This is a genomic window from Paenibacillus sp. MT124, from assembly GCF_058792755.1.
Genome location: NZ_CM179500.1, coordinates 3,984,412 through 4,000,455, shown reverse-complemented (window position 1 = coordinate 4,000,455; position 16,044 = coordinate 3,984,412). Strand labels below are relative to the sequence as shown.

Genomic DNA, 16,044 nt, shown 5'->3' with positions numbered 1-16,044 from the left:
CAAGCAGAGAATTACTTCGCCATCCTTCTAATATTGGAGCATCTGATAGAATACATTAATAATCAGGAGAGATCAGCCCGATAAAATAGAGGTGATGGCGAATGAACGGACGGGTCATGGCTGCAGGAGGGCAACCGGGAGGCAGACCATCCAGACAAATTAATGTTGTATTGCGTAACCAAGAGCCTCAGATGTTGGCGAAGGAAGAGGAGACACCACTTCAGGCAGTAAAGGGATTAGCCAAGCACAGCCACTTTCAAGAAATTCAAGGTGAGCTCGAGCAGTTGGTTGGGCTGGAAAATATCAAGGATCTCGTATTTGAAATCTATGCGTTTTTACAAATAGCCCAGATGCGTTCTGAGGCAGGCCTGATCAGTGGAGCACATGTGTATCATATGATTTTCAAAGGAAATCCAGGGACCGGGAAAACAACGGTTGCACGGATTGTGGCAAAGCTGTTTCAAAAGATGGGTGTGCTCAGCAAAGGGCACCTTATTGAGGTGGAGCGGGCCGATCTGGTCGGAGAGTACATTGGGCATACGGCCCAGAAAACGCGCGATCTGGTGAAGAAGGCACTTGGAGGCATCTTGTTTATCGACGAGGCATACAGCTTGGCTCGCGGTGGCGAGAAGGACTTTGGCAAGGAAGCTATTGATACACTTGTAAAATCCATGGAAGATCATAAAAATCAATTCATTTTGATCCTGGCAGGGTATTCAGAAGAAATTGATTTCTTTCTGCAAACCAATCCGGGATTACCATCCCGATTTCCTATCCAGGTTGAATTTCCGGATTACAGTATAGATCAATTGATACAGATTTCAGAGATTATGGCGAAAGAGCGAGATTATATTTTAATGCCACAGACCATCCTGAAGTTGAAGCAGCATTTGCTGCAGGAAAAAAATGAATCTCTGCATGCCTTCAGCAATGCTAGGTACGTTCGAAATGCAATTGAGCGGTCCATACGTCATCAGGCGGTACGATTGCTGGAACAGTATACCCAGGGCAGTCCGGGAAAATTGGAACTGATGACGATTCGAACAGAGGATTTGAAGTTTGAGCGAAAGTAAGCGATAATGGTTTTTTTGGAGCAGCCGGCCGGGTTAACCGGTTCGGCTTAAAGTACGCTATGAGGGAACAATAACCGTAATAGATGAAGCTGAGTTTGATAAGGAGGACATATTGAATATGACAGTTACCCATGATACAGATCAGGTTAAGAAAGACCGCGCCGTTTTAGTTAGTTTGATTACAGATGAAGTTAAGCGGTCAGGCATTAATCCGGAGTACTCTTTAGAGGAATTGGTGAAGCTTGCAGAGACCGCAGGTGTTGAGGTGCTGAGTGTATTGTCCCAGAACCGTGAAACCCGGGATACGAAGTGGTTTATCGGAAAAGGTAAAGTGGAGGAGCTACGTGCGATTGCAGAGGAATTAGGCGCGACCACAGCGATATTTGATCAAGAGCTGTCTGGAGCTCAGGTTCGTAACCTGGAAGAGGCACTGGATCTCAAAATTATCGACCGTACCCAGTTGATTCTGGATATTTTCGCTCAACGTGCAAATACGAGAGAAGGTATCATTCAAGTCGAATTGGCCCAACTTAGCTATCTGCTTCCGCGATTATCGGGTCATGGCAAAAACCTTTCACGGCTTGGAGGGGGAATCGGGACACGTGGACCGGGGGAAAGCAAGCTGGAGACGGATCGCCGTCATATCCGGGGTCGCATTGATGATCTGAAACGGCACTTGGAAGAGGTTACACGCCACCGCAAACTTCATCGCGAGCGTCGTAAAAAGACTGGCATTGTACAGGTTGCACTTGTAGGGTATACGAATGCAGGTAAATCCACATTGCTTAAACAATTAACTGCCGCTGATGTATATATTCAGGACCAGCTGTTTGCTACGTTGGATCCAACTTCACGTACGATGGAGCTTCCAAGCGGTAAAGAAATTGTACTTACGGATACCGTAGGGTTTATTCAAAACCTTCCACATGATCTGATTGCCGCTTTCCGTGCGACATTGGAGGAAGTGAACGAAGCTGATCTGATTTTGCATGTTGTAGATGCATCCTCTGCAATGAGGGAAGATCAGATGAGAACTGTACACGACATTCTCCAGCAGCTCGGATCTGGCGACAAGCCTCAATTGGTGCTCTATAACAAAAAAGATGCATGTACACCGGAGCAGCTGGAAATGCTTCCTTTGGACAAAGACCATATGAAGGTAAGTGCACTGGAAGAGGCTGACCTGCTGAAGATTCGGGAGCGAATTCAGGAAGAGCTGACGGGGGATACGAAGCGCTTCCGTATTCCTGCAGAGCGGGGCGATCTTACATCCGTTCTTTATAAGGTTGGAGATGTTGTTGAAACAACATTTGAAGAAAACGATGTGATCTATCAAGTTGAGCTGCAAAAAGGGGAATATGAAAAATTCGGTTATTTACTTGAAGATTTCATTGAATTGTAATATACATGACATATTGGTATGGTAAGTTGACACGATAATCGATATTATGCGTTAGATTAGTGCAATGAAGGGGAATGAAGTAAGATGGCAAGCTTGGATACAAAGATTGTGGAGCTGCAACAACAAGTTGAGGCCCAGATTGAACAACAGATGAAAATGATTGACGGTATTACGGATTACAACCAGTGGAAGGTCATTGATGCGTTTCAACGCAAACAAGTCAGTGATTTTCATTTTGCCGGTTCAACGGGATATGCATATAACGATCGTGGCCGGGAAGTGCTGGATGAAGTATATGCGGACGTATTTGGTGCAGAAGCTGCGTTGGTTCGTCCCCATTTTGCTTCAGGTACACATACGATAGCTACCGCTCTTTTTGGCGTACTGCGCCCAGGTGACGAGTTGTTATACATCACAGGTAAACCTTATGATACATTGCACAAAGTCATTGGAAGTCCGGAAGATGGAACCGGATCTCTTCGGGACTTTGGTATTGGATACCGTGAAACCGCTTTGCTGGCAGATGGAAGTGTCGATTGGGACGCAGTGAAAGGGAATATTACTGCTTCAACCAAAGTCATCGGTATCCAACGTTCACGTGGATATGACTGGCGTTCTTCCTTCTGTATTGATGAGATAGCTGATATGGTAAGACGGGTAAAGGCTATCAAAGAAGATGTTATCGTGTTCGTGGATAACTGTTATGGCGAATTTACGGAGAAACGCGAACCGACAGAGGTCGGGGTAGATCTGATGGCAGGTTCACTAATTAAAAACCCTGGCGGAGGCCTTGCTGAAACCGGGGGTTACATATGCGGGAAGGAAAAATATGTTCAACTGGCAGCGTATCGTTTGACTGCACCTGGCATAGGTGGTGAGGTTGGTGCCATGTTGGGAACGACCCGGGGGATCTACCAGGGACTTTACATGGCGCCGACAATTGTGGGACAAGCCATTAAGGGCAGTACCTTTGCCGCTGCAATGTTTGCTGCTTCGGGATTTGTAACCAAACCTGCTTGGAATGAGACACGAACAGATTTGATCCAAGCTGTGCAGTTCTCCTCCGCGGAGCATCTGATCGCTTTTGTACAGGGAATTCAGCGGGCTGCTGCAGTGGATAGTCATGTCGTTCCTGAGCCATGGGACATGCCTGGTTATGAACATCCCGTCATTATGGCGGCAGGTACGTTTATACAGGGCGGAAGCCTGGAGTTGTCAGCGGATGCGCCTATTCGAGAGCCATATATCGGCTACATGCAGGGGGGATTAACCTACTCTCATGTTAAATATGGCGTTTTGATGGCGCTGCAGACAATGAAAGATCGTAAATTATTGTGAGTTTATCTAACACGTCATTGACACTTAGTAATAACTAAATGTACAATAGGGTGAAGAATAGATGACTGGAAGGTTGATGAACATGGGTGACGAAATTCGCAGAAATATGGCCTTATTCCCGATAGGTATTGTTATGAAACTTACGGATCTGTCCGCTCGTCAGATTCGATATTATGAGCAGCACAGCTTGATTGTACCGGCAAGAACGTCAGGTAACCAACGTTTGTTTTCCTTTAATGACGTAGAACGATTGCTGGAGATCAAGGCTTTGATCGAAAAAGGTGTTAATATTGCCGGCATCAAGCAGGTTATGAATCCGGTATCCAAGGAATCCGAAGAAGCGACAGTCATCACCGCAGATACTGAAGTGAAGCGCAGAGAACTGTCGGATACACAGCTGCACCGTTTATTGAAGCAACAGCTTGTTTCGGGTAAGAGACCTGGACAAGTATCTCTCATTCAGGGAGAGCTTTCCCGATTTTTTAATAAAAAGTAAGTTCGCATAACTTGGCGAGTGAGGGGAAATCATGCAGTTGTGATGGCAGACTCCTTGACCCGTGGAACTTTCTAATGTACAAATATAACATGCAAGCCAAATAAGCAGAAAAGAAAGGGAGAGGTATCGTGAGTTATACAAAAGAAGACATTCTCCGCATCTCTAAAGAAGAAAACGTACGATTCGTTCGATTGCAATTTACCGACTTGCTTGGAGCTATCAAAAACGTTGAAATTCCTGTAAGCCAATTGACCAAGGCTTTGGATAACAAAATGATGTTTGATGGTTCTTCCATTGAAGGTTATGTGCGTATTGAAGAATCCGACATGTACCTCTATCCGGATCTCGATTCTTGGCTGATTTTCCCTTGGGTAGCTGAGAACCGTGTAGCTCGCCTAATTTGTGATGTTTATTTGCCGGATGGCAACCCATTCCCTGGAGACCCACGCGGCATCTTGAAACGAAACCTGAAGGAAGCCGAAGAAATGGGATTCACTTCCTTCAATGTCGGTCCTGAACCAGAGTTCTTCTTGTTCAAAACAGACGAAAAAGGAAACCCGACTAACGAACTGAATGACCAAGGTGGATATTTCGACCTTGCGCCTACGGATCTTGGTGAAAACTGTCGTCGTGACATTGTTATCACACTTGAAGAAATGGGCTTTGAGATCGAAGCATCCCACCATGAGGTAGCTCCAGGGCAGCATGAGATCGACTTTAAATATGCTGATGCTCTAAAAGCAGCAGACCAGATCCAAACGTTCAAACTCGTTGTTAAAACGATTGCACGTCAGCATGGTCTACATGCTACCTTTATGCCGAAACCGCTGTTTGGTATGAACGGTTCCGGTATGCACTGTAACCAATCGTTGTTCCAAGGCAGTGCCAACGCATTCGTTGACGAGTCGGACGAGCTGGGACTGAGCAAAACTGCACGTCACTTCATGGCTGGAACGCTGAAGCATGCGCGTGCGTTTGCAGCAATTACTAACCCAACTGTGAACTCATACAAACGTCTTGTACCAGGTTATGAAGCCCCTTGTTATGTAGCATGGTCCGCCAGTAACCGTAGCCCAATGATCCGTATCCCAGCTTCCCGTGGTCTGAGTACACGTGTTGAGGTTCGTAACCCGGATCCGGCTGCTAACCCTTACTTGGCTTTGGCTGTTTTATTGAAAGCAGGTCTGGACGGAATCAAACGTGAGCTTTCCTTACCAGCTCCGATTGACCGTAACATCTACATTATGTCAGAAGAAGAGCGTGTGGAAGAAGGCATTCCAAGCTTGCCAGCTGATCTGAAAGAAGCATTGAACGAATTGATCCGCAGCGAAGTCATCTGTGATGCACTTGGCGATCACGCCCTGGCTCACTTCTACGAGCTGAAAGAAATTGAGTGGGATATGTACCGTACACAAGTCCACCAATGGGAACGCGATCAATATATCACGTTGTACTAATAAGGAAAGCCCTTGGCGCAATAGTGCCAAGGGCTTTTTTTGATGAATTACATAAGGGGACAAAAGTGAGTAGTTTTCTAAAAAAATACCAGCATTGAATAGTATACATATAATAGTAAGAGAGAAGATACATATTTTCCTGATAACAGATATTTTAATATGTTGATAATTTCATATAAACAAGATATAATTCAAATATATTTTTAGCAATTTAATTTTAAAACATTAATTGGAGATGTTAATATGGAACAAGCGAAACAACTCGTTGCAAGACAGCGGGCATTCTTTTATACAGGACAAACTAAAAATATTGAGTATCGGATTCATGCTCTTCAGCAATTAAGACAAGGCATAGAGAAATATCAGCAACGGATATTGGACGCACTTCATGCTGATCTAAATAAATCGGAAACAGAGGCCTATAACTCTGAGATTCGCATCGTTTTGGGTGAACTGGATTTTGCACTGGAACACCTTAAGGAATGGGCGGCTCCTAGAGCAGTGCCTACAAGTTCTGTTATACCTGATGGTACAAGCATGATCTATCCAGAACCTTATGGAGTTGCTCTCATTATTGCGCCATGGAACTATCCGTTCCAACTGGCATTTGGTCCATTGATTGGTGCAATTGCAGCGGGTAACTGTGCTGTTATTAAGCCTTCTGAATTAACGCCGGCAGTGTCACGTCTGACGTATGACCTGATCACAGATATTTTTCCTGAGGAATATGTAGCTGTCATGGAAGGTGAAGTCGAAACGAGCACTGCCTTGTTGAAAGAGAAGTTTGATTATATTTTCTTCACAGGAAGCACGGGTGTGGGTCGCATCGTTATGAAGGCAGCAGCAGAGCACCTTACGCCGGTAACGCTTGAATTAGGTGGTAAAAGCCCTGTAATTGTTCATAAAGACGCAAATTTGAAGTTGGCAGCTCAGCGGATCGTCCGTGGCAAGTTCCTGAATGCGGGTCAGACCTGTGTTGCTCCGGATTACTTGCTTGTACATCAGGACGTACACGATAAACTCCTTGAAGAGATTGGTGAGGAGATTCAAGATAAATTCGGTAAGGATGTCATGGAAAATCCTGATTTTCCGCATATCGTCAACACACGTAACTTTGATCGACTGTCTGTATTCTTAGAAGAGGGTCATGCTCTGATTGGTGGTCGCTCTGATCGGGATCAGCTGCTGATTGAACCTACCTTGGTAGGAAATGTGGATTGGCAGTCACCTGTTATGCAAGAAGAGATATTCGGTCCCATTCTGCCGGTAATGACTTACGATGATCTTAATCCTCTGCTCGCTGAGATTGTGCGCCGTCCCAAACCGCTGGCGCTGTACCTGTTCACGCAGCATGAGGAGCTGCAGAATCAGGTCTTGGATCAAGTGTCCTTCGGTGGAGGGTGCATTAATGATACATTGTCTCATATGACTTCACATTATTTACCTTTTGGCGGTGTAGGTGAGAGTGGTATGGGGTCATATCATGGTCAGCAAAGCTTTGAAGTGTTCTCACATCACAAAAGCATTCTCAAACGATAAGAAATGGAATTAACGAAGTAGAAATTTAGCATGTAAAAAGAGGTTGTCCTGTTCAACAGGGCAACCTCTTTTTGTCATTACAGTTCAGCTGACTTGCTGTTGGAAGAAAGACTAGTGAATATCACGGAAAAGGCCAATCACTTTACCCAAAATGCTAACATGTTTTAAACGAAGAGGTTCAAATGTTGCATTCTCAGGCTGAAGACGAATGTGGTCTTTCTCTTTGTAGAATGTTTTAACTGTAGCTTCATCATCTTCTGTCATCGCAACGACAATATCTCCGTTATCTGCCGTTTGCTGCTGGCGTACGATAACGTAGTCTCCGTTAACGATTCCTGCTTCGATCATACTGTCACCAACAACAGAGAGCATAAATACTTTCTGTTCTCCAACATAGTGTGTCGGTAGCGGGAAATAATCCTCGATGTTCTCTGTTGCGGTAATCGGAACCCCTGCAGTAACTTTACCTACAACAGGAATGCGAGCAACACTGTGTGCAAACTGATGGGAGTGTTCTGATTCCTCCTGGCTTAACAACTCAATGGCTCTTGGTTTAGTAGGGTCACGTCTAATGAGACCTTTCTTCTCCAAACGGTCCAGATGTCCATGAACCGTAGAACTGGAAGCCAGTCCAACCGCTTCACCAATTTCACGTACGGAAGGAGGATATCCCTTCAACCGGACTTCATTACGTATAAACTCCAGAATAGCTTGCTGCCTGCTGGATATCTTCGACATACCGTATCAACCCCATTTTAGTAACGTTTGGGAAAATTATAACATAGAACCTCCGTTCGTACAAACATAAGTTCTAAATAAATCCGATAAAATCAATGTTTCTGAGTCTTTTACTCATATAGTCCTTCAAATCTAACAATAGTAAAAAAACGAGTTGGATTCACCTAGAGATTTACGGGAAATTTGGAGTTTAAAATAAAGCGAACAATTGTTCTAAAAATCTGTTGTACAAAACAAGTGTTCGTGTTATATTGATTTTAACAGATAGGAACAAACGTTTGGAGGACGATTAATATGAGATATTCAACTTATCAAAGTATTTACGAACCGGTGAATTCGGAAGCGGTCAAGTCTAACATAGGTAACATTAAACAATGGTTTGCAGAAGCCAAGATGCCAACATGGATGTTGAAATTGATTATGGCATCGTTAATCATATTTATTGGCTGCAGCACTGTATTGACTGTGTTTGCAGGAGACGAGAACAATGTTCTTCCCGGCAGCAAAATAGCAGTATCCCAGGGTGAGACATTGTGGAGCTTGTCTTTGGAACATAAACCGGAAAATATGGATACACGTGTATATATAGAAGCAATAAAGAAAGTAAACCAGCTTCAAACCACTTCAATTCAAGCTGGACAAGTCCTAACTTTGCCTCAGTTTACCCCTTAAAACCACGATTCAGTTGAGCGAGTAAGTAGCAACCTTGACAAGCAGCCTCGATCATGTCAAAGTTAGTATGACTTTGTATTTTTGGAGGGGACAAGCTTGGATATAGATAGCCTGGTAGCACGCATCAATGAATTGGCTCGTAAACAAAAGTCCACTGGACTTTCAGAGGAAGAACTTGCCGAACGTGCTAAACTTAGAGAAATTTACTTAAACAACATCCGCAGTAACTTCAGACAGCAACTGGAGTCCATTGAAATTGTAGATGATGAGAACGATCAAGGCCACCAAGGCAAACTCAAACACTAAGGAACCTAAAGATATCGTAATGATATTTAGGTTTCTTCCTTTTATTTTGAGAATGCAAATTTATAGGGGGAATGTCGGTTTGCGAATTTTGTAAGCCGATACAAAGATGACATAAGGGGGATTCTCATGGCTCGTTCGTTCGAGAGAACGGTTCGGAAAAATTCAAAGCAGTTGAATCAGCAGCGTAAAAAAAATGGTCAACCGATTTCGGGTACGCCCGGTGAGGACATTTTCAAAGGACGCAGTCTTCTGTTTCCTATTTTCCTCATTGGACTTGCGTTTTTGTATCTGTTTATGAGCACATTTCTTGTTAAAGCTCCAATGACAACATGGGACTGGGTTACGATGCTGTTGTATGTATTTTTGGCTGTAATTTTTATGCTTCGCCGTCCTTACATCAAAATCGGGAGCAACCGGATTATAACAACCAAAGGGAATCGGGAACGCTCCATTGGAGTAGATGACATCGTTAAGTTTAGATTCGAACAGGGAACGGTAGTTATCGAACATAACAGCCGTGGCAAAAGATGGGTGTTCACTAAACTGTTGAACCGCTATGACACAGATGCCATCTCTGAACGACTTCTGAAATTTGCTAAAGCACATCAGATTACTGTAGAAACAGACGAGAAAAAGTAATTATTCACAAAGGGGAAGATGATCGGAATGGCATTAAAAGCGATTTTGTTCGACCTGGATGATACTTTGTTGTGGGATGAACGCAGTGTGCGAGAAGCATTCCACGAAACTTGCCTGCTTGCTTCACAAGAAACCGGCGTCGATGCTGAGGCATTGGAAGAAGCTGTTCGTAATGAAGCTCGTAGTCTATATGAATCCTATGAAACCTATGCATTCACCAAAATGATTGGTATCAATCCGTTTGAAGGACTATGGGCTAATTTTACAGGCGGTGACCAGCCGGAATTCCGTCAATTGGAGCAGCTTGCCCCTGTATATCGTAAGGAGTCCTGGCGTCGTGGCTTATTGAAGCTGGGAGTGGATCGTGAAGATTTGGCCGAACGTCTTGCTTCGCAATTTGGAGCAGAGCGAAGATCCAGACCTCATGTATATGAAGAAACAATGGACACTTTGCGTCACTTGCAGGGAAAATTCAAACTGTTGCTCTTGACGAATGGTTGTCCTGCTCTGCAGCAAGAGAAGTTGGATGGTGTGCCTGAACTGGCTCCTTTCTTCGATGAGATCATCATCTCGGGTACTTTTGGAAAGGGAAAACCGGATCCGTCAATCTTTGAACATGCGCTCAGCAAACTTGGAGTAAAACCAGAAGAAGGCTTGATGGTTGGAGATAAACTCACGACGGATATCCGCGGAGCTTTATCAGCAGGAATCCAGTCTGTCTGGATTAATCGTGAGAACAAAGTGAACTCGGAGTCGTATGTACCTGATCATGAGATTAAGCACTTATCAGAATTAGATCGTATTATTGCTAATTTCTGATTATTTCAGAATTGAACAATAGTGCATTTTAAAACATTGATAACCTCGTTGAACGATGCAAAATCATTCATGGGTTATCAATGTTTTTTTGATCTGGTTGAAACTTTCAAACAACTGTGTAGTGAAGAAATATCAAAAATAATAAAAAAAGGTATTGTAATGTTGGGACTGCTGTTTTAAAATGTAACTAACATACTAGTATGACTAGTATGGGAATCATTTAAAAGCAGTACTCTTTTGGCATATCCAGGTCATGGAATCAGAAGTTATTGCTTTATTATTTTTATGTATATTGTAAGCGCTTTACATAGTTTTGGGAAATATTAATTTTTGGAATACAACAGGTATTTATGAGATTGAGCAATAAGAAAACAATCTGTACCTAAGTGTATCCATTAAACTACTTTAAATTGATATCGCTTACATTCAAAATATTTAGTATGCAGTGGGGGTGAAATTTCTGAAAGGGTTTCGATAGAAAGAAGTGAAGATGGGAGCTGTCATGAAGTACTTTTAATTTTATCAAGTTTATTTGATCGGAGTGAATCAGATATGAAGTCAGAAACTGCTAAAACCACGCTTACGATGACCTCATTACGCAAAGAAAGCAGGTTGAGAACGGCTGGAGCCTTACTCCGCAAAGATTGGCAGCTGTATTCACTATTAATACTTCCAGTGATCTATCTGATAATTTTTAAATACGGGCCCATGATTGGTAATGTGATTGCCTTTAGAAGATTTGTACCCGGAGGCAGCATTTTTGGTGAAACCTGGGTTGGGTTAAGGTATTTTCAGATGTTCGTTCAGGACCCTACATTCTGGAAAGTATTTGGGAACACACTCATTTTAGGTGGGCTTGCATTACTCTTCACTTTCCCGGTTCCCATTATCTTTGCTCTGCTTTTGAATGAAGTAAAAAGTAAACGCTTCAAAAAGTTCGTTCAGACTGCATCCTATCTGCCGCATTTCTTATCGATCGTTATCGTAGCCGGTATGATTTTGCAACTTACGGCAGTGAATGGATCCATTAATGGCTTGGTTGCATTCTTTACTGGAGACAACATTCCTTTTATGCAGCGCGCCGAATGGTTCAGAACGATCTATATAACCTCTGAAATTTGGCAAGGCATGGGCTGGGGAGCCATTTTATATCTTGCCGCATTAACAACAATCGATGATTCTTTGTATGAAGCTGCACGGATTGACGGTGCTAATCGCTGGAAACAGACGATCCATGTAACCATCCCAGGCATTTTGCCAACGATTGTTACATTGTTAATTCTGAATATGGGTAATTTTCTTGCTGTCGGATTTGAGAAAATTCTCCTCCTTTACAATCCGCTTATCTATGATACATCAGACGTGATTTCCACTTATCTGTATCGTGTAGGTTTGCAATCCAGCAACTTCAGTTACGCTACTGCGATTGGGTTATTCGAATCACTCATCGGACTGATCTTGGTATTCTCGGTAAATGCAATCTCACGCAGACTAACACAACGAAGCTTGTGGTAAAGGAGGGGCAACATGCAGGAATCAAAATCATACAAAGTGTTCAAAGTGTTCAACGCCATCTTTTTGCTGCTCGTGGTATTCGTCACACTCTATCCGTTCCTGAATGTCGTAGCACAATCTTTCAGTAGCGAATCCTATATCAATTCCGGGAAAGTCAGTATCATCCCGAGAGGGTTCAATGTGGAAACCTATAAGACCATCTCGCGTGACAGCATGTTCTGGACCAATTATAAAAATACAGTTATCTACACCGTGGTAGGTACGTTGATATCCATGTTTATGACAACCATATTCGCGTATGCGATTTCTAAAAGGAGATTAATGGGACGCAAGTTCTGGACAATGTTTGCCGTGTTCACCATGTTTTTCAGTGGCGGATTGATTCCAAACTATGTCCTGATTAATTCCCTTGGCATGAACAATACGATGTGGGCATTAGTTGTACCTGGAGCAATCAGCATTTATAACATGTTAATTATGAAATCATTTTTCGAAAACATGCCTGAGGAGCTGGAGGAAGCAGCAGCCATCGACGGTTTAAACACATATGGTATTTTACTTCGTATCATATTGCCGCTAAGTAAGGCTGTAATGGCTACAATGGTTCTGTTCTACGCAGTGGGACACTGGAACTCATGGTTCCCGGCATTCCTATATCTCGACAAAAAGGAACTGTTCCCTGTGACCATTTATTTGCGGAACATGATTGCAGGTGCAACAGGAGGAGCTTCTGCTGGAGCGTCGGCTGATAATTTGACTCAAATCTCAGCCAATATCAAGTCGGTAACGATGGTACTTACAATTCTGCCTATCCTTACGATTTATCCGTTTGTGCAAAGATACTTTGTAACCGGTATCATGTTGGGATCTGTCAAGCAGTAATTCCAAGTGCATATAGTTAACATCTCTTAGACGCAAGGCCAATCTAAACCACATGCAGGGGGACAATGGAATGAAAAAGAGACCACGCAAGCTTGTAGGCAAGATGGTTTTGGCAACAATGATGAGTGTTGTTTTGGCAGCATGCAGCAGCGGAGCGGGAACCGAGAAGGCCGAACCTGAATCCAAAGGGGCTATGGAGTCCTACGGAGTGGGTGAAACGTTTAAAGCCTCGGAGCCATTCAACTTATCCATACTTTATAGTGATCAGCCAGCATATCCATATAAGAAAGATTGGTTGCTTTTCCAAAAAATCACCGAGCTGACGGGTGTGACCTTGGATCCTACCATTGTACCGATGTCTGACTATCCGCAAAAAAGATCTCTTTTGATCAGTTCGGGAGATGCACCTCTCGTAATCCCTAAAACCTATCCGGGTGAAGAATCTGCCTTCGTATCTTCTGGAGCCATATTACCCGTAAGTGACTATGTTGACTTGATGCCTAATTTCAAGGACAAGATAGAGAAATGGGGACTTGAGGATGAACTGGAGGGTCTCCGTCAGGAAGACGGGAAGTATTATGTTCTCCCTGGTTTGCATGAAGAAGTATGGCCAGACTATACACTGATTGTTAGAACGGATGTCTTCGAGGAAAACAACATTCCTATCCCAACAACTTGGGATGAACTATATGATGCTGCCAAGAAGTTGAAAGAGATCTACCCAGATTCGATTCCGTTCTCTGACCGATTTGAATTTAACAGTACGTTGAATATTGCGGCTGCTGGTTTTGGAACCAAGGGCGGGTGGGGCTTCGGCAATGGTCTTACGTATAAGGAAGACAAGGATGAATTCGTATATACATCCACTACTCCTGAGTACAAAGAAATGCTGACTTACTTCAACAAAATGGTGTCCGAAGGATTGCTGGACAAGGAAAGTTTCACTCAAGATGATGATCAAGCGACACAAAAATTTGTCTCTGGCAAGTCGTTTATCATTAACGGTAACTCTCAAACGTTAGTGCTGCATCGCAATGATATGAATAAAACGTTGGGTGAAGGAAAATTCTCCATTGCTAAAATTACGGTTCCCGGTGGTCCGAAAGGACAATTAATGTCTGGATCAAGACTTGAAAACGGTGTCATGATTTCCGGTAAAATCAAAGATAGTGAAAATTTCAAAGCAACAATGCAATTTATTGACTGGTTATACTACAGTGATGAAGGACAGGAGTTTGCCAAATGGGGAGTTGAAGGAGAGACCTTCACGAAACAGGATGGGGTTCGCAAGCTTGCGGATGATGTGAACTATAATGGATTGAATCCTAAAGGCACAAAAGATCTGCGTATTGATTACGGTTTCTCTGGTGGCGTGTTTGCTTATGGTGGAACAACGGATCTGCTGCACTCCATGTTTAGTGAAGAAGAATTGAAATTCCAGCAGGACATGAAGGATACCAAGGAAGTTATTCCTGCTGAACCGCCGATTCCGTACTCAGACATTGACCGTGAGCAGGTAACATTGCTTAGTACTCCACTTAAGGACTACTCGGACCAAAATACACTTAAATTTATTCTGGGCGAACGCAGTCTTGACGAGTTCGATGCATTTGTACAGGAGCTGGAAGGACAAGGGTTGTCTCAGTACTTGCAGATTTCCAACGATACGTACAAAAAGTATAAAGAGAACAAACAGCAATAGCATGATAGACAAAGTTTAATCGATTGCCGTTTCGCTGAGCTCATTTTAGTGAAACGGCAATTTATGCTAAGATGAATGAATACGGCTGAGAGGAAGAGGTTAAGGCATGTCACTTAATCAAAAGATTAGAGGTTCGACCCGGGCTTATTCATATGAGCTGATAAAGGAAAGAATTTTGCACCTTGAGCTTAAACCTGGTACGAAGATTTCAGAGAAAGAAATAGCGGATGAACTTGAGGTTAGCAGAACACCCGTTCGTGAAGCTTTTATGAAGCTTGCTGAAGAGGAACTTTTGGATATTATCCCGCAGAGTGGAACAATCGTCTCACATATTAATCTGGAGCATGTGGAAGAAGGCAGATTTATGCGAGAAAAAATAGAAAAGGAAATTGTAGCGCTGGCGTGTGCCTCATTTGCAGAAGAATTCAAATTCAGATTGGAAACCAATATCGCCATGCAGGAAGTGTGCATGGATAAGAATAACTTCTATCGACTGTTTGAACTGGATGAGGAGTTTCATCAGATCCTGTTTCAGGGAACTGGAAAAATGAGAACGTGGAAAATGCTCCAGCAGCTTAACATTCCGTTTAATCGTCTGCGTATCCTTCGCTTGTCCGAAGACATGAATTCCGAAATTATTATCTCCCAACACAAGGAAATCTACCAGCTCATCAAGGAGCGCCAAACAGAACAAGCGATGAAGGTGATGGAAGCTCACCTTAGACTTGTCGTCGTTGAACAGGAGACGGTCAAAGCAAAGTATCCACATTATTTTATATAATCCATCTAATGTTGTATATTGATCCAAACCGCAACAAACCCCTGTTCAAATGGACAGGGGTTTGTTGAATGAACGATATCCGTAATATAAGATTAGGCCTGCTTAATGAACGTAGGATCCGGATACGGGTCAGCAACCCAGCCGTCTTTTTCGATAAAGAGACGGACAGCAATAATTTGCTTGTTCTCCATCAAAGTGAAGAAATGCGGAGTGTTTTCGGGTACGGAAATGACGTCTCCAGGAGACAATTCTACATTAAAGTAACCTACATCATCAGTACCTTTGATAACAAAGATCCCTTTACCAGCGACAATGGCACGGATTTCATCTTCGGCATGTGTGTGGATTTCCTCGAACTTGGCCAATTTTTCTTCGATATCTGGCGTTTGTTCGGAGAGGGTGATGACATCCCAGATTTGATATCCGCGACGTGCAGCGAGGTCTTTGATTTCATAATCAAAGGTTTCCAAGACCTGGTTTTTCTGATCATCAGTCAATCCAAAGTTATTTTGCAATTCAGCACTTAATTTGGATGCGTCCCATTTTTCATAGAGCACTTCATATTTGTCCAAGAAATTTCGAACATTTTCGTCTCCAGTGATACGTTCGTTCGTATTTCTGATCACAATTTCAGCCATGTTCTTTCCCTCTTTTCCACTTGGTTTAATAGATATTATATCGGATG

Annotated in this window: 16 protein-coding genes; 14 read left to right on the top strand and 2 right to left on the bottom strand. The window is 43.1% G+C overall.

The genetic code is table 11. The features are described 5' to 3' along the window. Nucleotides 1-101: 101 nt before the first annotated feature. From AC3RCI_RS17965 to AC3RCI_RS17940, 6 genes are all read left to right on the top strand, one after another. Nucleotides 102-1,073, top strand: a complete 972-nt coding sequence (locus AC3RCI_RS17965; protein WP_154893792.1) for an AAA family ATPase — start codon at nt 102-104, stop codon at nt 1,071-1,073. A gap of 118 nt (nt 1,074-1,191) precedes the next feature. Then, complete coding sequence (hflX, locus tag AC3RCI_RS17960; protein ID WP_127536693.1) at nt 1,192-2,475, top strand: GTPase HflX; 1,284 nt, start codon at nt 1,192-1,194, stop codon at nt 2,473-2,475. Between the two features lie 84 nt (nt 2,476-2,559). Then, nucleotides 2,560-3,813 carry a methionine gamma-lyase family protein gene (locus AC3RCI_RS17955; RefSeq protein WP_492474028.1) on the top strand — a complete coding sequence of 418 codons (1,254 nt, stop codon included), beginning with the start codon at nt 2,560-2,562 and terminating at the stop codon, nt 3,811-3,813. An 82-nt stretch (nt 3,814-3,895) separates the two neighbouring features. Continuing rightward, nucleotides 3,896-4,309, top strand: coding sequence for a MerR family transcriptional regulator (locus AC3RCI_RS17950; protein WP_095286436.1), 414 nt, complete (start codon nt 3,896-3,898; stop codon nt 4,307-4,309). 128 nt (nt 4,310-4,437) lie between these two features. Then, on the top strand, nt 4,438-5,766 hold the full coding sequence (gene glnA / locus AC3RCI_RS17945; protein ID WP_095286437.1) for a type I glutamate--ammonia ligase: 1,329 nt from the start codon (nt 4,438-4,440) through the stop codon (nt 5,764-5,766). 243 nt (nt 5,767-6,009) lie between these two features. Continuing rightward, nucleotides 6,010-7,305, top strand: a complete 1,296-nt coding sequence (locus AC3RCI_RS17940; protein WP_492525826.1) for an aldehyde dehydrogenase — start codon at nt 6,010-6,012, stop codon at nt 7,303-7,305. Between the two features lie 111 nt (nt 7,306-7,416). Here AC3RCI_RS17940 and lexA read toward each other — a convergent pair whose 3' ends face one another. Beyond that, a complete protein-coding gene (gene lexA / locus AC3RCI_RS17935; protein ID WP_056689962.1) occupies nt 7,417-8,043 on the bottom strand; it encodes a transcriptional repressor LexA in 627 nt (208 codons plus the stop codon). Between the two features lie 294 nt (nt 8,044-8,337). On the opposite strand from lexA, the gene AC3RCI_RS17930 reads away from it, so the two are divergent. The 8 genes from AC3RCI_RS17930 to AC3RCI_RS17895 all read left to right on the top strand — a co-directional run bounded on the left by AC3RCI_RS17930 (nt 8,338) and on the right by AC3RCI_RS17895 (nt 15,359). Further along, nucleotides 8,338-8,715 (top strand): LysM peptidoglycan-binding domain-containing protein, encoded by a 378-nt coding sequence (locus AC3RCI_RS17930; protein WP_336781997.1) that lies wholly within the window; start codon nt 8,338-8,340, stop codon nt 8,713-8,715. 96 nt (nt 8,716-8,811) lie between these two features. Then, nucleotides 8,812-9,021, top strand: coding sequence for a DUF896 domain-containing protein (locus AC3RCI_RS17925; protein ID WP_193722806.1), 210 nt, complete (start codon nt 8,812-8,814; stop codon nt 9,019-9,021). A 126-nt stretch (nt 9,022-9,147) separates the two neighbouring features. Next, the gene (locus tag AC3RCI_RS17920; RefSeq protein WP_095286441.1) at nt 9,148-9,660 is read left to right on the top strand and encodes a hypothetical protein; all 513 of its coding nucleotides are present in this window, start codon (nt 9,148-9,150) and stop codon (nt 9,658-9,660) included. A 27-nt stretch (nt 9,661-9,687) separates the two neighbouring features. Further along, complete coding sequence (locus tag AC3RCI_RS17915) at nt 9,688-10,479, top strand: HAD family hydrolase (RefSeq protein ID WP_354483492.1); 792 nt, start codon at nt 9,688-9,690, stop codon at nt 10,477-10,479. A 585-nt stretch (nt 10,480-11,064) separates the two neighbouring features. Further along, complete coding sequence (locus tag AC3RCI_RS17910) at nt 11,065-11,994, top strand: ABC transporter permease (protein WP_371859930.1); 930 nt, start codon at nt 11,065-11,067, stop codon at nt 11,992-11,994. Between the two features lie 12 nt (nt 11,995-12,006). After that, nucleotides 12,007-12,876 (top strand): carbohydrate ABC transporter permease, encoded by an 870-nt coding sequence (locus AC3RCI_RS17905; protein WP_127536699.1) that lies wholly within the window; start codon nt 12,007-12,009, stop codon nt 12,874-12,876. Between the two features lie 70 nt (nt 12,877-12,946). Then, a complete protein-coding gene (locus AC3RCI_RS17900; RefSeq protein ID WP_492525824.1) occupies nt 12,947-14,578 on the top strand; it encodes an ABC transporter substrate-binding protein in 1,632 nt (543 codons plus the stop codon). A gap of 106 nt (nt 14,579-14,684) precedes the next feature. Then, on the top strand, nt 14,685-15,359 hold the full coding sequence (locus tag AC3RCI_RS17895) for a GntR family transcriptional regulator (RefSeq protein WP_336781995.1): 675 nt from the start codon (nt 14,685-14,687) through the stop codon (nt 15,357-15,359). 92 nt (nt 15,360-15,451) lie between these two features. Here the strand turns inward: AC3RCI_RS17895 and AC3RCI_RS17890 are convergent, their stop codons facing one another. Further along, nucleotides 15,452-15,997, bottom strand: coding sequence for a cupin domain-containing protein (locus AC3RCI_RS17890; RefSeq protein WP_095286447.1), 546 nt, complete (start codon nt 15,995-15,997; stop codon nt 15,452-15,454). Nucleotides 15,998-16,044 lie beyond the last annotated feature (47 nt).

Excerpts from the sequence above, each read along its gene's own strand:
- hflX (WP_127536693.1), top strand. The coding sequence starts at position 1,192 with ATGACAGTTACCCATGATACAGATCAGGTTAAGAAAGACCGCGCCGTT.
- AC3RCI_RS17900 (WP_492525824.1), top strand. The coding sequence starts at position 12,947 with ATGAAAAAGAGACCACGCAAGCTTGTAGGCAAGATGGTTTTGGCAACA.
- AC3RCI_RS17905 (WP_127536699.1), top strand. The coding sequence starts at position 12,007 with ATGCAGGAATCAAAATCATACAAAGTGTTCAAAGTGTTCAACGCCATC.
- AC3RCI_RS17930 (WP_336781997.1), top strand. The coding sequence starts at position 8,338 with ATGAGATATTCAACTTATCAAAGTATTTACGAACCGGTGAATTCGGAA.
- AC3RCI_RS17955 (WP_492474028.1), top strand. The coding sequence starts at position 2,560 with ATGGCAAGCTTGGATACAAAGATTGTGGAGCTGCAACAACAAGTTGAG.
- AC3RCI_RS17940 (WP_492525826.1), top strand. The coding sequence starts at position 6,010 with ATGGAACAAGCGAAACAACTCGTTGCAAGACAGCGGGCATTCTTTTAT.
- lexA (WP_056689962.1), bottom strand. The coding sequence starts at position 8,043 with ATGTCGAAGATATCCAGCAGGCAGCAAGCTATTCTGGAGTTTATACGT.
- AC3RCI_RS17890 (WP_095286447.1), bottom strand. The coding sequence starts at position 15,997 with ATGGCTGAAATTGTGATCAGAAATACGAACGAACGTATCACTGGAGAC.
- AC3RCI_RS17895 (WP_336781995.1), top strand. The coding sequence starts at position 14,685 with ATGTCACTTAATCAAAAGATTAGAGGTTCGACCCGGGCTTATTCATAT.
- AC3RCI_RS17910 (WP_371859930.1), top strand. The coding sequence starts at position 11,065 with ATGACCTCATTACGCAAAGAAAGCAGGTTGAGAACGGCTGGAGCCTTA.
- AC3RCI_RS17950 (WP_095286436.1), top strand. The coding sequence starts at position 3,896 with ATGGGTGACGAAATTCGCAGAAATATGGCCTTATTCCCGATAGGTATT.
- AC3RCI_RS17965 (WP_154893792.1), top strand. The coding sequence starts at position 102 with ATGAACGGACGGGTCATGGCTGCAGGAGGGCAACCGGGAGGCAGACCA.
- AC3RCI_RS17920 (WP_095286441.1), top strand. The coding sequence starts at position 9,148 with ATGGCTCGTTCGTTCGAGAGAACGGTTCGGAAAAATTCAAAGCAGTTG.
- AC3RCI_RS17915 (WP_354483492.1), top strand. The coding sequence starts at position 9,688 with ATGGCATTAAAAGCGATTTTGTTCGACCTGGATGATACTTTGTTGTGG.